We start from the raw sequence: 15,631 nt of genomic DNA on the forward strand, positions 1-15,631 counted from the left end.
TAATTTTTTAAGAAAAATTTTTCCTGTCCCCATCCCCATGTTGGCTTTCTTGCCTTCTTTTACCAATTATAAGGCTATCTCTTAACTCCTGTTGTGTCTGCAACTGATTAGGAAAATTACCGTAAATATGTATTTTCTGTGAAAGTCTAAGAAAAAATTTTGGATTATGGCTGGCTTTATTTCTACCTCTGCCCCTTAAAAATTTGCTAGAGCGAACCTTCCATATAAGAAGCCAGCCTTTTAAGTTATGGCCTTAATGACATCTCCCCTTCAAAGCTTTTATTTCTGCGAGAAAGTGGTTAAAATTGCTTTTTCAGAAACAGCGCTTCCTTATTTCAGCCGAAGATTTAATATAAAATTGAACTCTACCCACGGCAGAACCATATGATGAAAGGCACGTTTCATGTACCTGTTCCGGAAGTACCTGGTCTTTAAGCTTGGCAGGAATCCAAAATTATTAAAACCACATGATAGCAATTACCTCCCTTTTAGACAAAGTGTACTCTGACCGTGTAACAGAGTTAACGGAGCTGTTGGAAAAGAAATTTGGGCTGAAGGGTGTAAAAATGTCTCCATATCCTCACCTAACGCTCCTGACAGCCGAAGTTCCAGACATAGAGGAGTTAAAAGAGTACCTCGAGGGTATTTGCCTTGAGACTCCTACTTTTACTATTCGCACCACTGGCTTGGGTATTTTTCCGGGTGGGGCGCCTGTAGTATACGTGCCGGTGCTACGTACGCCCCGCTTAAACCAGTTTCATGGCACCATCCACCGCGACATTGCCGAGATGAGTGTAGAAATGAGCGTTTATTACAACCCCAACATGTGGTTGCCTCACATTTCTCTTGCCCTGGGCGATACTACTCCTGACTTATTAGGACCTGTTCTCAATTTCCTGAACACCTATAACTTTAACTGGGAAATTTCTCTAGACAACCTCACTATTATGCGTAAGAGTGGTGACTTCTACCTTAAAGAAGATGAGTTTCAGTTTAGCAGACGCGAGTTGATTACCTAAATAAAATCCTGCTCAACAAATTCCATTTCCTATATACATCAGTTTCTGATTAGTATCATCTTCAGCACACTCGCCCCGAGAACTCATCTGCCAGGAATATTAACTCTGCTTTTTGCCTCCGGAAGGGCAAAATCATTAGAATAATTTACCCTCATACCACTGTTCTAAAATTATGTCTTTCTTAGCTATCGCTTTCCAATAATTAGTTAAACGCACCCTACCTATAAATGTAGAACGGGCATTAGTATTCCATAAGTACAAAAACAAGTTTGTCAGCACCTTCAGTTGCTCCTCTTCCTACAGCCTTCCTATTAGCACTAACTTCGTTCTTCCTTACTTATTTACCTCTTACATTTTTGATTTTTCCCACTTCTTCAACAGAACAGTGGCATTCTACTATCTTGCCTTAATTCAACTCTCTACTCGTTCAGCCTCTCCTCAATTTGATTAATATTGAACAGAACACAGAATTCACCCGTAAATTCTAAAACCAAGTCTATTCGGAAATAACCCAAACCACCAATCAAATTATCATTTCAGTAGAACTATGAGCAATAACGATCGAAAGAACAAGGGCGAAATGTCTTCGCGCAACGTAGATGAGAACAGCAAAAATAAGCAGTTAGAAGAATTCAGAGAAGATCCCACAGACCAATTCCTCACCACTGATCAGGGAGTGCGGGTAAACCATGTGGACGATTCCTTAAAAGCCGGGTCCAGGGGGCCAACCCTGATGGAAGATTTTCTGTTCCGGGAAAGAATGACGCATTTAGATCATGAGTCTATTCCGGAGCGTGTGGTGCATGCCAGAGGATCTGGGGCACATGGGTTTTTCCAACCTTACGACGACTCCATGAAGGAGTTTACCAAGGCTAAATTCTTAACCACTCCTGATGTAAAAACCCCTGTGTTTGTGCGATTTTCTACCGTTGTTGGTTCCAGAGGTTCTGCCGATACTGTACGAGATGTAAGAGGTTTTGCTACCAAATTTTATACAGAAGAAGGCAATTATGACTTGGTAGGAAATAATATCCCGGTATTTTTTATACATGACTCCATTAAATTCCCTGACCTGGTGCACGCCATTAAGCCGATGCCTGACAACGAAATGCCTCAGGCATCGGCAGCGCACGATACCTTCTGGGACTTTGCCTCTCTGATGCCCGAAACAACACACATGCTCTTGTGGGTACTGTCTGACAGGGCTATTCCACGCAGCTTCCGGATGATGGAAGGTTTTGGCGTGCATACATTCCGATTTATTAATGCTGCCGGAAAAGCTACTTTTGTTAAGTTTCATTGGCGGCCGCTACTAGGCACCCACTCTCTTGTGTGGGACGAGGCACAGAAACTAAACGGAAAAGACCCTGACTGGCTACGCCGCGACCTTTGGGAAGCCATAGACATGGGCGACCATGTGGAATTCGAATTGGCTGTGCAGCTGGTGCCGGAAGAAGATGAACTCAAATACAATTTCGATCTGCTCGATTCAACTAAAATAATTCCGGAAGAACTGGTACCGCTACGGCCAATCGGAAAAATGACCCTGAACCGGAACCCAGACAACTTTTTTGCAGAAACAGAGCAGGTAGCTTTTCACCCGGGCAACCTGGTACCGGGCATAGATGTCACCAATGATCCACTGCTACAGGGTCGGCTTTTCTCTTATGTCGATACTCAGCTGAACCGCTTCAATAGCGCAAATTTTGCGGAGATACCGATTAACAGGCCAGTGGTGCCAGTGCACAACCAGCAGGGTGCCGGGTTTATGCGCCAAACCATAAATAAAGGCAAGGTTAACTACTGGCCTAACTCCTTAGGAGAAGGTAATCCAAAATTGGCCACCGAAGAAGAAGGTGCTTTTGTGCATCATCAGGAAAAAGTAGAAGGCCACAAAATAAGAGCGCGAAGCGAGAGCTTTAAAGATCATTTCTCACAGGCTACGTTATTTTGGAATTCTATAACGGAACCCGAGAAAAAACATTTGGTGGAAGCTATTCATTTCGAGTTGGGCAAAGTAGAAACAATTGCCATTCGGGAGCGAATGGTAGCTAACTTCTACAAAGTGTCGCCGGAGTTGGCCCAACGTGCCGCAGAAGGACTTGGCATTGAAGTACGCCAAGACATAGAAGTGGAATCTACTGGTAATTATGAAAGCGACAAAGCAGCCGGTAAAATCAGCAAAGGCAAATCTGTAAAAGAGTCGCCGGCAGTAAGCATGGAAATCGGTAAAAAAGAAACTGCCAAAACCAGAAAAGTAGCTATTCTGCTGGAAGACGGTTTTAACTACGATGAAGTAATGGCGGTAAAGCAGGCCTTGCAAAATGAAGGAGCTCAGGCCAAAATTGTCTCAAAGGTGTTTAAGAAACTGAAGTCGACTAGTGGCGAGGAGATAGAGGTAGATAAGAGCCACGTAACTACAGGATCTATTATGTTTGATGCCGTGTATGTGCCAGGTGGTATGGCGAGTGTAGAAGCCATGAAGAAACAAGGCGAAGCGTTGCACTTCCTGAACGAGGCCTTTAAGCACTGCAAAACCATTGGTGCATCGCGCGAAGGAGTAGACTTGATAAATGCGACAAGCTTAACAGGTGTGCATGTAGCAGAGGAAGCTACGGCAGACATTGTGTCAGAGAAAGGGGTAGTAACTGCGCGCGCTGCAGCCTCTATAGAAGACTTTGCCACATCTTTTGTAGCTGCCATTAAAAAACATCGCCACTGGGAACGAGAAGAAAAAGCAATGGTCCCAGCTTAAAGCTATCAAATAATAAATCTACCTTCTGGTGTAAGCAAGTGGAGGAGAATGAAACCTAAACAATAAATGCCGCTCTAATAGCGGCATTTATTGTTTAACTGAGCTGAAGATATATTACAACCCTAGGCTAAAATTCTCCTTTTAACCTCTGGAAGGCTTTTTTCATTAGCATAATTTGTATAAGCAAAAGCTGCCAATTCTTGCTAATAGCTGTTGTGACAGGAGTCTTAAAATCAAGCCATTTTTCCAAATGCACTCACTTAGAATTTCCTCTAAAGGGAAGGGGTCCCTTCAAAGAAAAAGTTCAACGGGTACGAACTCAAACTAATATGCCTTTAAGCACTGCTTTTGCCTCTCACCCACAAGATCCTTTCAAATTATAACCTAAATAAGTCAGAGCGATACAACTTGATTAGGATGTAGCATCAGAAGATGAGCCTGTGCTTTGCACCTGCTGCTCACCAGACTTTTCCCGCTAAATGCAATATCCAAACAACCCTAATGACTCACCTCTTTCTAACAGCTAAAAATTTATTCTCACCGATTCCTTCCTTATCTTTAGCGTTTCTCAAATGTTACTATATGAACTCACTTCGTTATCGGGCTTTGGCAGCAGGCTTTGCTTTTGTCACCGTTTTCTCGGGCTACTCATGCACAAATAAAATATCGACGTCCGGTCATGTTCCTATAGAAACAGGTGTTTCCAGGCAGTTGGCCCAACATCGCAAGCAACAGATCAGCCAGTTGCAGTACGACATCAAATTCATTATACCTGAAACAAAAGCAGGTGCCATACAAGCATCTGAAACTATAACATTTTCACTTCTCTCCCACAACCAGCCTTTGCAGCTCGACTTTAAAGAGCAGTCGGAGAACCTGCATAAGGTAGTGGTAAACGGCCAGGATCTCCCTATACAGCATATCCAGGAACATTTGCTCATTCCGGCCGCTAGCCTGCAAACTAGCAACAATACCATCGAAATTGATTTCACCGCAGGTAATTTATCTTTAAACCGAAGCGACGATTTTCTGTACACCTTGCTGGTGCCAGACCGGGCCCGTACTGTATTTCCGTGCTTCGACCAACCCGACTTGAAAGCTGTATTTAAGCTGGCCCTTACGGTGCCTCAGAACTGGAAAGCAATAGCCAATGCCCCGCTCCAGGATTCTACGGTGCTGGTGCAAGGCAAAAAGAGCTACCAGTACCTGCCCTCCGATACTATTAGCACCTATCTGTTTGCTTTTGCTGCTGGCAAATTCGATAAAATACAGCGACAGGTCAAAGGGCAAACCATGCAGTTTCTTCACCGCGAAACAGATGAAGCTAAAATCGACCAAAGCATAGATCCTATTTTCAAACTTCATGGCAATGCGTTAAAATTTATGGCCGAGTACACCCAAATCCCCTACCCTTTTCAGAAGTTTGATTTTGTGGCCATTCCCGATTTTCAGTACAATGGCATGGAGCACGTAGGTGCCATTCAATACAAAGCTGCCTCTTTGTTCTTGGATGAAGGCGCTACCCAGGATCAGAAAATCGCCCGATCCAGCCTGATTGCGCACGAAACTGCGCACATGTGGTTCGGTGACCTAGTAACTATGGAGTGGTTCAATGATGTTTGGATGAAAGAAGTGTTTGCCAATTTCATGGCTGATAAAATTACGCAGCAGGCCATGGCCGATTCGAACTACGACCTCAAGTTCCTGATCGACCATTTTCCGGCTGCCTACAGCGTGGACCGAACGCAAGGCGCTAATCCCATTCGGCAGGAGCTGGCAAATTTGCAGGATGCCGGTACCCTTTACGGCAACATCATTTACCACAAAGCACCTATTGTAATGCGGCAGCTCGAGCGTTTAATGGGTGAAGAAAACTTTAGAAAAGTGCTGCAGGAATACCTGAAAACCTATGCCCACGGCAATGCCACCTGGCCCGACCTTATCCGCATAATGGATGCACACACACCGGCTGATCTGGCTTTATGGAGCGAGGTTTGGGTAAGCGAGCCAGGCCGCCCCTTGTTCGACTATGAAATGAGGACAGAGGCAGGAACAATTTCTGCCTTTCAAATAACGCAAAGAGGTGAAGATGGCTCCGACCGCCTGTGGCCACAGCTCTTTGAGGTGGCCTTGGTCTACCCTGACCGGATAGAGGAACTGACCGTGAACATGGTAAAAGCACAAGTGCTGTTGCAGGAGGCAATTGGAAAGCCACAGCCGCTGTATGTACTGTTTAACTCCACGGGCCAAGGCTATGGTCTGTTTCCGGTAGATGGGCACATACAACATGACCTTACCCAGCTACAAAACCCGGTCATGCGCGCTAGTGCGTACATTAACCTGTACGAGAACATGTTAAGTCAACGCCTTGTTAAACCAGATCAACTACTGCAAATTTATCTGAATGGCTTAACTCAGGAAACAGAAGAGCTAAACCTCAAGCTGCTAACCGGACAACTTGAAAACATTTTCTGGAAGTGGACTACATCCGCCAAAAGGTTGGAGTTAGCCAAGCAAGTAGAAGATAAAGTATGGGAAGCTCTGCAGAAAGCCAAAGCTGGTAATAACAAAAAATTACTCTTTAACACCTACAGGAGCATCGCTATGAGCAGTCAGGCGCAGGACCGGCTGTATCATGTATGGGCAAAAGAGCAGGAACCTGCCGGTGTTAAACTCACAGAAGATGATTATACAACTATTGCCCTGGCTCTGGCTGTGCGTGACCATAAAAGAGCAGAAGAGATACTTGCCTCGCAGATGCAACGCATATCCAACCCGGACCGCCAGAAACGACTGCAGTTTATCTTGCCCGCCCTCGCTGCAGATAAGCAACAGCGCGATGCTTTTTTTATGTCCCTAAAGGATCCGAAAAACAGAGATAGAGAAGCCTGGGTAGTTACCGCACTTCAGTACCTGCACCACCCTCTCCGCACACCAAGCTCCCAAAAATACTTAAAAGAAAGCCTTAACCTGCTGGAAGAGATACAGCTGACGGGCGATATATTCTTTCCTCAGAACTGGCTCGGTGCCACCTTCAGTTCTTACCAAAGTCCGGAAGCGGCGCAGGTGGTGCGGCAGTTTCTAGCCGAACACCCACACTACAACCCTAAGCTAAGGGCTAAAATATTACAGGCAGCCGATGGGCTTTTCAGGGCAGTCAGTCTACACGAATCTCAGCTTTAAAGTGAGATTTACTATCTGTGTGAACACATTTTGTATACATATCATACAAAGAATCCTATTATTGAGAAGTCTACGGAATGTTATTCTTCTGGTTTATGTTCAAGCCGGCAAATGAAGTTTTCTTTTATAAATTTATAAAGGTACTGGAAAGCTGACCTTTACTAATAAAAGCTTGTAGTTGTTCTACCTATTTATGAGAAACCTTTTACTCTTGCTTCTTTTTCTCCCACTGCACCTGCAGGGGAAAAATAATCTGGCAGATAGCCTGGCGTTAGAACTAACCAAAGCAAAATCAGATTCTGAACGGGTAGAGTTGCATTACCAGCTGAGCAGGCGTTTTTTCTTATCCGATGTAAAGAAAGGCATTGCCCATGCCGAGTCGGCTCAACAGCTCTCTGTTCAGAGCGGCTATAAAGCTGGGGAGGCTAAGGCTTTAAATTTACTCGGTTATGCAGAGGTTGTGTTAGGTGAATATGACAAAGCTCTTGACTACTACTTTAAATCCCTGAAAATTGCAGAAAAGACAGGTTCTATAGAAGCCCTCACTATTTCTTACAATAGTATTGGCAGCGTTTATTTTAGAATAAAGGATAATGATCGTGCTTTAGATTTTTATAACCAATCTTTAAAGCTTGCTCTCGAAAGTAAAGACCCACTAGCGATGAGTAAAGTATACAACAACATTGGTAATATTTTCGAGGCAAAAAGAGATTTCAGCAAAGCACTGAGTTATTTCACTAAATCTGCAAACCTGCAAAAAGAACTGGGCAACAAAGGCAGCTGGGCTATTAGCCTTTACAATATCGGCAATCTGCACGTAAACCTGCCATACCCAGAAAAAGGCCTGCCTTACCTATTTCAATCGCTTAAGCTGAACCAGGAAATTGGAAATAAAATGCTGTTGGTAGGTACTCTCAAAGGCATATCCTCTATTTACCTCCTGCTGAACCAGAAAAAGGAGGCGCTTCAATATGCCATTCAGAGTTACGAAATGGCTTTGGAAACAGAATCTAGTAAAAAAATAGCAGATGCGGCTTACCTCATGCAACAGGTATACGAAGCCACCGGGCAGTTTGAGCAGGCACACAAGTACCTCGCTATTTATGTGGAACAGCAAAAGCTCTTGGATGTAGAGCGGCAGCAAAAGGTATTAGAGGAGCTGACCATCGGGTTCGATACGGAAAAGCAGGAGTTGGAAAACCAGAAACTGAAGGCTGAGAACGCTTACCAAGCCATAGAAATGGAGCACGACCGTACCGTGCAAGGCTTTGGCCTGGTAGTGATCGTGCTTATGCTTGGACTGCTGTTGCTACTAGAGCTCAACAGAAGGCGCGCAAAGGAGAGTAACCTGGAACTGCAGAAAATTAACCAGTATGTGCAGGCAAAGAATCTGGAAATAGAAGCACAAAAAAGTGAAATTTCTTCGCAGGCACGGGCATTACAAATTCAGAATGAGCAGCTTGAGCAAAACAGCAACTTCAAAAACAAACTCTTCTCTATTATTTCACACGATTTACGCAATCCTTTCCAGTCTGTTAAAGGCATTCTAAATTTGATCCAGCGGAATGGGATGACTGAAAATGAGATCAAGCATATTTTTCCTCTGCTGCACCGTGATGTGGAGGCAGCGCAAAATATGCTGCATAACCTACTCCTGTGGTCTAAGGCCCAACTGGAAGGTTCTTCAGTTGAATATGTGCCTGTAAATTTGCGGCAGCTTATTTCTGAGAATATAGTCTTGATTCTATCGCAGGCGCAGCAAAAGCAAATTTTGTTTGTTAATAATGTGGAAGAACTGATATGGGTGCAGGCAGACCTAGACCGACTAAATTTTGTGATAAGAAACCTGCTAAGCAATGCAGTTAAATTTTCTTTTGCAGGAGGTCAGGTAGCAGTATGGGCCGAAGCAAACCAGAGCCGGGTAACCCTGCACATCGCGGATCAGGGAAAAGGAATTTCTGAAAAGAATATGGAGAAGCTGTTTGGCAGTACCAGGTTTACCACCACTGGCACTGCCAAAGAAAAAGGCACAGGCCTTGGGATTATGTTTTGTAAAGACTTTGTTGAGAGTATGGCTGGCTCACTTCAGGTGAAAAGTGAGGAAGGTAAAGGCAGTGTTTTTTCTATTACTCTGGCAGCAGCTGAGGTGCCAGCACACCAGGAAGCTATACTTACCGAAGCAGCAGTGTAAATTCTGGTAGATTGGGAGAACTACCACTACATATTTTTAAGCTTCAAAGAGTACTTGTATAAATTATTGTAATGAAAAAGCCCCTCCAGAGCGTTTTAAGTCAATTTTTAGGAAAGCCTTGGCTAGAGCAATAGACAGGTCTTAAAGAATAGCACCTTACAGTTATGTGAATTCATAAAAAAAAGCGGCTGAATTACTTCAGCCGCTTTTTTTATGAATTCACTCAATAGTTTACATATCAAGTACAATAGCGAATATAAGCGGCACCACAATGGTGGCATCCGACTCTATTACAAATTTTGGAGTGTCTTTGCCTAACTTACCCCAGGTTATTTTCTCGTTCGGCACAGCGCCTGAATATGAGCCATAGCTAGTAGTGGAGTCAGAAATTTGTGCAAAGTAGCCCCAAAGTGGAACACCTGTGCGCTGCAGATCCTGGTGTAGCATAGGCACCACGCAAATCGGGAAGTCTCCGGCTATACCACCGCCAACCTGGAAGAAACCAATAGTAGATTCATCCGTTGCAGTTTTGGTATAATAATCGGCCAGCTCCATCATATATTGAATACCGGTTTTTACCGTATGCACATTTTTGATGTCGCCGCTGATAACGTGCCCTGTAAAGATGTTACCAAGCGTGGAGTCTTCCCAGCCAGGAACAAAAATAGGCAGGTTCTTTTTAGCGGCTTCCAGCATCCAGCTGTTTTTTGGATCTATCTGGTAATACTGCTCCAGATCGCCTGATAACAGGATCTGGTAAAAGAACTCGTGCGGGAAATAAGACTCGCCGGCTTTATCGGCTTTTTCCCAATACTTTAGCACCACATGTTCTAATCGACGCATAGCTTCCTCCTCTGGAATACATGTATCGGTTACACGGTTCAAGTGGCGGCTCAGCAGTTCCTCTTCGTCCGCAGCCGACAGCTCACGGTAATGCGGCACGCGCTCGTAGAACTCATGCGCCACCAGGTTAAAGATGTCTTCCTCCAGGTTGGCACCCGTACAAGAAATAGCGTGCACCTTGTCCTGGCGGATCATCTCGGCCAGAATGATCCCCAATTCTGCTGTAGACATAGCGCCTGCCAGTGTCACCAACATTTTACCACCTTGGTCGAGGTGCGTCTTGTACCCTTCGGCAGCGTCTATCAGAGAGGCAGCATTGAAGTGCTTGTAATGTTTCTTTAAGAAATTTGTTACGTTCATGTTTGTTTACTTTAAGCCAGCCCATACAGGTGGCCAGAGTCCGCAAGTTAAGAATTAAAGTATTATTAAACTCTTACGGTTCATAAACTGCTGCAGTTCGCAAACCGGCCTAAGCCGGGAATTCCTATGTCAGATTATTGTCCTTCAGATTCAGTAGTTAAACACCTATTTGCGGAAAGAATTCCATTTCTGGTGTATTCAACCTTAAATTAAAAATCCTTTAAACAGGCTTCTCAATTATCAGGTTGTGGTTGGTATAGATGCATATATCCGCTGCAATGTTGAGTGCCTCGCGCACCATTTCCTCAGCCGATAGATGCGGAGCATGTTTTTTAAGAGCCAGCGCCGCTGCATGCGCAAACATACTGCCAGAGCCAATAGCTGCTATTTCGTTGTCTGGCTCCAGTACATCTCCCGTACCGGAAATGATGAGTAACTCATTTTTATTGGCAACCACCATCATAGCTTCCAGCTTACGCAGGTACTGGTCTTTGCGCCAGTCTTTGGCCAGCTCAATTGCGGCCCGTTTCATATTGCTGTTATATGAATTTAGTTTTTCTTCAAAGCGCTCGAGCAGCGTAAACGCATCGGCTGTAGAACCGGCAAAGCCCGTTACAATTTTGCCATCGAGCAGTTTGCGTATTTTTTTTACATTGCTCTTAGCAACATGCTTGTCCATGGTGGCTTGTCCGTCGGCACCTAAGGCTACTTCCCCGTTGTGGTACACGCCCAGCACGGTGGTTGATCTTATTTTGGTCATAGTTTTTTAATTCGAAGTACGGCAGCAGCAGCTTTTTACAAGCTACCTCTCCCCTGATTGTAAAGCTACGATACCTTCAAATAAAAAGCCAATGGTTAATGGGGTGTCAAATTGGCTGCTTTATAGGCAAAACCATTCTGGCGTTCCAAAACTGGCTGCCCTACTTAGGTGAGTGCATACAAATTATTTGTAAATTGATACACTTTCTTTTAACAGAAATAAAATTAACATCAAGCTGCCATGCATCTATTAAAAGAACTTCCGGAGCTAGTGCAAGCCGGAGTAATTCCGCAGGACACCGCAGATAAAATACAGCTGTATTACAGAACTAAGGCCGGTAAACCACAGAACAGGCTGCTTCTTGTTTCGGGTATTTTAGGGGCCTTGCTTATAGGCCTCGGCATCATTTTAATAATTGCCCACAATTGGGACGACCTTAGCCGTTCTGTTAAAACAGTACTGGTGTTTCTGCCCCTGCTGATTGGGCAACTCGCTGGCGGCTATACATTGCTAAAAAAGCAGAAGAACAGTGGATGGCGCGAAAGTTCTGCTACCTTTCTTTTTCTGTCGGTAGGTGCGACTATTGCGTTGGTCAGTCAGGTTTATCACATTCCTGGGAATTTAAGTACTTTTCTGTTTACCTGGATGCTACTTTGCCTGCCACTGGTTTACCTCCTGAAATCGAATTTCGCCTCGTTGCTCTTTCTAGCAGGCATAACCTGGTATGCTGTAGAAGGCGGGTATGGCAAACAGGATTACACTTATTGGTGGCTTTTACTACTCATTCTGCCTCATTACTTTCTGCTCTGCAAAAGCAGACCCGAAAGTAACTTTACCAGTTTCCACCATTGGCTGGTGCCACTCTCCCTCCTGGTTGGGCTGGGTACGGTAGCGAGCCAGACAGAAGAATTATTACTTATCTGCTACATGAGTCTGCTAGGTGTTTTTATTTTAGTAGGATATTCTAAGTTTTTCAAATCCAGTAGGTTCAGTAGCAATGGCTATCTCATTTTAGGCTACTTGGGCAGTGCTGGCATATTAATTACCATGAGCTTTAAATTGCTTTGGGAGAACATCAGCAGAGCAGAGCTGAATATATTATCACCTGAAATGCTGGCCGCTTGTTTTATCTCCGGCGTGGGAATTACCCTGTTGGTAGTAAAGTGGCAGAAGCAACAAGTGATTAGTCTATTAGAATTCGTGTTCCTTTTCTTTATCCTCCTTTTTGCGCTGGCCCACCTCTCTGCGCTTGCTGCGACTATCTTCACTAACTTATTGGTGCTAATTATTGGTTTAACTGTTGTTCGGGCGGGTGCCAGAAGAAATAATTTAGGCCTTCTTAATGCTGGCTTGCTCTTCATCACAGCCCTTATAGTGGCCAGGTTTTTTGATACAAATATGAGCTTTGTGCTGAGAGGAATTTTGTTTGTGCTGGTTGGGCTCGGGTTCTTCCTTGCAAATTTCTATATGCTTAAAAAACGTACTACTCATGAAGCTTAGCATTATTATAGTACCGGCCTTTATCTTAGTTTGCCTGGCGCAGCTGTACGTACCCATTAGCATGATTCGTAACAGAGAAGCTATTTTGCGTTATGGCAAAGAGTTTAAATTCCTTACAGCACCCATCGATCCCAGCGATCCTTTCAGGGGGAAGTATATCGTGCTGAATTTTACGCAAAATATTTTCCCGGTCGAAGATGCATCTGCATGGCCTGAAGACAAAGTCATTTACCTGCACCTGCAAACAAACCAGAACGGCTTTGCCACCATCAGTAAAATCTCGCAGGCACCACCCGCAGACACCATAGACTATATTGCCAGCAAAGTGGAATATGTGTCGCACCACAACGGAAGGAACCATGTTTTCTTTCAATTTCCCTTCGATCGGTTTTACATGGAAGAATCAAAGGCGTATGAGGCGGAACTAGCTTATACTGCCTCTCAACAAGACACGACGCAGCAGACGTATGCCTTGGTTCGTGTAAAGGAGGGTGAGGCTGTACTAAGTGATGTACTCATTAATGGCGTCCCTATCAAGGAAATGGTGGAAAGGCAGCGCCAATAGTAGTTGTAAAGAAGGATAAATAAAATTATCCCCATCCATAAAGTATAAAAAAATACGTATCAGTTCTATTCCAATTATTGTTTGCCAGCTTGTTTAGCCATCAAGCAATTGCCTGTTGGTGCAGCATAACTGATATAATTCTGTTTTGGGATGTAATTTCGCCCCATTCCAGGAACGCTATGGCTAAATTGGCTGAAATTTATGGAAATGCATCAAGCGCAGACGAGATAGTTGGCCGATTCGTGGTAATGGAGAACTTTAATATTCCGAACCTTAAGGTAATGATACTTTCATACTACATAGTGGCACCACCTCCTGCGACTATAATGTCATGTTTTTGGTGCGGCCACAAGATGTGCTTATTGTTGCCTTACTAGATAATAACATCTTATATGGTGGTTGCCTCTTTAATTATTTGGAATTAGGAGATGGCAACGGTATGGAGCAGCAACTGGAAGAGATAAGGGCCAGCATTTTAATTAAATTATTTACTCAAAAATCCTTGTCTGCTCAAAAAAACATCCTCCTATATCCAAACCCAGGCTTGTCTTCCACTACCATAAGCATCCCGCTTGCTGGTCGGCTTCTTTGCAAAATCTAGATTCTGTATAGGACTGGCAAAGTGGTAAAAACGAACAATTCTCATCCATTGGAAGAGCATCTGGAAGTGCAGGATCTCCAAAAAGGTTTGTACTTGCCCAAGCTTTCATATGCCGAAGAAATATCTTCTACACAAAAGTGGGTAAGGAATTAAATTAGCACACAGTAAAAATAATTAGACTGCATTTCATTTATTTAAATTGAGTAACCCTTGTTGACTTGTCAAAAACGAAAGCAAACACATTTTCTAATTTTAGATTTGGAGGAGCATAAGTAGCCTACACCAATAAAGCCTTCCAAAGCTCTGGAAGGCTTTATTAATTCTAATAATTGATATAGCCTCTCTCATTCTAAACCGATCATATTATATTACTTTAAATCATAAGCATAAACAATAATTAATTTAATATATATTCTTATTTTTACACTATTAACAGTTGATCTCACCCGCATTATTCTACTATGTATTTAAGCTAATTTAGGTCAGTTAAAGAAATATTATTCATTATAACGTGAAAGAAGGACATCCAGATTCTTTACTCAAAAGAGAAATATTAGCTCGACACTTTTAAATCTCTTTATGGCGTTACTTTCACAATCAAAATTCTTAAGCACTAGTGGCTTACTATAATAAAATTTTTTACATGAAATTCGATCTTCTGTACCCGGCAGATAAGTACCGCCAAAACAATTTTGACTTTATCCGGCTCCTTCTTGCTGCCACTGTTGTCTTCTCTCACAGTTATGTAATTTATAATGGCGTAGTAGACGACGAGCCTATGTGGAAGTTGTCGAAATCGCAGGCGGCGTTTGGTACGCTGTCGTTGAACTTCTTTTTCATCATCAGCGGATTTTTAATTGCGCAGAGCTGGGTGAATAGCACCTCTTTCATAAGTTATCTTCAAAGGAGGATCACCAGGATTTACCCTGGTTTTATGGTGGTTAGTTTGTTTACTGTTTTTATTTTTGGTGCTATTGGCACCTGGACTCCAAATGCTGGCTATGCAGCCTTACAAACATATTACGCTGAGATAAACTTACTCTCGCTCCTAAAACGGTGCCTGCTCTTACAAATCCCCAAAGTTCCGGTAACCCTGTTAGATGTGCCTGTCCAAAATTACATCAATGGTACACTTTGGTCGATTTCCTATGAATTTATCTGCTATCTGATCATTCCTTTGCTAACCCTACTAGGGCTATTTAGAAAAAAACTAGCTCCCCTTCTGTTCTTCGTGGTAGTGCTTTGTTTTAATATTTGGCATGCACAGCAATACCAGCAATACAACTCACAAGGTATTATTGACAGTAACTTATTGCCTTCTTTTTTCAGCTCTTATGGGAAGGAGTTTATAAATCTAGAACATTTTCTCATGTTCTTTTTAGCAGGAATGTGCTTTTACTTTTACAGAAATTATATACCTAAGCTAAGGGTTCTCTTGCTTGTCTCCGTAATCATTATGTTACTCTCAATTAACATATATCCGCTGATGGAACTGGCACAGTCAGTTTTTGGCTCCTACATCTTGTTCTATTTCATTTTCAGCGATAAAGTAAAACTGCATGAGTTTTCCCGCTTTGGCGACTTCTCTTACGGCATCTATTTGTACGGATGGCCAGTACAGCAATTAGTAATGTTATACTTAGGTAAAGAACTGACCGTGATGGGTTTATTCATGGTTTCTATGGCGATCGTAACGCCCATTGCCGCTTTTAGCTGGTTTTTAATTGAGAAACCAGCTCTTAAGCTGAAAAATTTGCCTATCAAAATCCCAATGCCTCACTTGCTGAAGAAACGGGGGAAATCCTCAGTAATGGCACAACGCACCACCTAAACTCACCTTACCTAATAAGTGGT

Annotated in this window: 9 protein-coding genes; 7 read left to right on the forward strand and 2 right to left on the reverse strand. The window is 43.3% G+C overall.

Going from position 1 to position 15,631, the window contains the following annotated elements:
* Positions 1 to 467 precede the first annotated feature (467 nt).
* From ACMA1I_RS03275 to ACMA1I_RS03290, 4 genes are all read left to right on the forward strand, one after another.
* Entirely contained in the window at positions 468 to 1,019 is a 552-nt protein-coding gene (locus ACMA1I_RS03275) for a 2'-5' RNA ligase family protein (RefSeq protein WP_337066828.1), read from the forward strand.
* 547 nt (positions 1,020 to 1,566) lie between these two features.
* Positions 1,567 to 3,774, forward strand: a complete 2,208-nt coding sequence (locus tag ACMA1I_RS03280; protein ID WP_337066829.1) for a catalase — start codon at positions 1,567 to 1,569, stop codon at positions 3,772 to 3,774.
* A gap of 582 nt (positions 3,775 to 4,356) precedes the next feature.
* Complete coding sequence (locus ACMA1I_RS03285) at positions 4,357 to 6,957, forward strand: M1 family aminopeptidase (RefSeq protein WP_337066830.1); 2,601 nt, start codon at positions 4,357 to 4,359, stop codon at positions 6,955 to 6,957.
* Positions 6,958 to 7,150: 193 nt separating this feature from the next.
* Entirely contained in the window at positions 7,151 to 9,148 is a 1,998-nt protein-coding gene (locus tag ACMA1I_RS03290; RefSeq protein ID WP_337066831.1) for a tetratricopeptide repeat-containing sensor histidine kinase, read from the forward strand.
* Between the two features lie 231 nt (positions 9,149 to 9,379).
* Here the strand turns inward: ACMA1I_RS03290 and ACMA1I_RS03295 are convergent, their stop codons facing one another.
* Together ACMA1I_RS03295 and hslV are read right to left on the reverse strand one after the other, a co-directional pair.
* Positions 9,380 to 10,351 carry a deoxyhypusine synthase family protein gene (locus tag ACMA1I_RS03295; RefSeq protein WP_337066832.1) on the reverse strand — a complete coding sequence of 324 codons (972 nt, stop codon included), beginning with the start codon at positions 10,349 to 10,351 and terminating at the stop codon, positions 9,380 to 9,382.
* A 220-nt stretch (positions 10,352 to 10,571) separates the two neighbouring features.
* The gene (gene hslV / locus ACMA1I_RS03300; protein WP_337066833.1) at positions 10,572 to 11,111 is read right to left on the reverse strand and encodes an ATP-dependent protease subunit HslV; all 540 of its coding nucleotides are present in this window, start codon (positions 11,109 to 11,111) and stop codon (positions 10,572 to 10,574) included.
* Between the two features lie 240 nt (positions 11,112 to 11,351).
* Here hslV and ACMA1I_RS03305 point away from each other — a divergent pair, with 240 nt between their 5' ends.
* The 3 genes from ACMA1I_RS03305 (at position 11,352) to ACMA1I_RS03315 (ending at position 15,608) form a co-directional block, all read left to right on the forward strand.
* A complete protein-coding gene (locus ACMA1I_RS03305) occupies positions 11,352 to 12,611 on the forward strand; it encodes a DUF2157 domain-containing protein (RefSeq protein ID WP_337066834.1) in 1,260 nt (419 codons plus the stop codon).
* Positions 12,601 to 13,176 carry a GDYXXLXY domain-containing protein gene (locus ACMA1I_RS03310; protein ID WP_337066836.1) on the forward strand — a complete coding sequence of 192 codons (576 nt, stop codon included), beginning with the start codon at positions 12,601 to 12,603 and terminating at the stop codon, positions 13,174 to 13,176. The genes ACMA1I_RS03305 and ACMA1I_RS03310 overlap by 11 nt, the downstream gene beginning before the upstream one ends.
* Before the next feature lie 1,244 nt (positions 13,177 to 14,420).
* Complete coding sequence (locus ACMA1I_RS03315; RefSeq protein WP_337066838.1) at positions 14,421 to 15,608, forward strand: acyltransferase; 1,188 nt, start codon at positions 14,421 to 14,423, stop codon at positions 15,606 to 15,608.
* Positions 15,609 to 15,631 lie beyond the last annotated feature (23 nt).

This window comes from Pontibacter sp. 13R65 (assembly GCF_047525655.1).
Taxonomy (GTDB): Bacteria; Bacteroidota; Bacteroidia; order Cytophagales; family Hymenobacteraceae; genus Pontibacter.

Excerpts from the sequence above, each read along its gene's own strand:
- ACMA1I_RS03275 (WP_337066828.1), top strand. The coding sequence starts at position 468 with ATGATAGCAATTACCTCCCTTTTAGACAAAGTGTACTCTGACCGTGTA.
- ACMA1I_RS03280 (WP_337066829.1), top strand. The coding sequence starts at position 1,567 with ATGAGCAATAACGATCGAAAGAACAAGGGCGAAATGTCTTCGCGCAAC.
- ACMA1I_RS03285 (WP_337066830.1), top strand. The coding sequence starts at position 4,357 with ATGAACTCACTTCGTTATCGGGCTTTGGCAGCAGGCTTTGCTTTTGTC.
- ACMA1I_RS03290 (WP_337066831.1), top strand. The coding sequence starts at position 7,151 with ATGAGAAACCTTTTACTCTTGCTTCTTTTTCTCCCACTGCACCTGCAG.
- ACMA1I_RS03295 (WP_337066832.1), bottom strand. The coding sequence starts at position 10,351 with ATGAACGTAACAAATTTCTTAAAGAAACATTACAAGCACTTCAATGCT.
- hslV (WP_337066833.1), bottom strand. The coding sequence starts at position 11,111 with ATGACCAAAATAAGATCAACCACCGTGCTGGGCGTGTACCACAACGGG.
- ACMA1I_RS03305 (WP_337066834.1), top strand. The coding sequence starts at position 11,352 with ATGCATCTATTAAAAGAACTTCCGGAGCTAGTGCAAGCCGGAGTAATT.
- ACMA1I_RS03310 (WP_337066836.1), top strand. The coding sequence starts at position 12,601 with ATGAAGCTTAGCATTATTATAGTACCGGCCTTTATCTTAGTTTGCCTG.
- ACMA1I_RS03315 (WP_337066838.1), top strand. The coding sequence starts at position 14,421 with ATGAAATTCGATCTTCTGTACCCGGCAGATAAGTACCGCCAAAACAAT.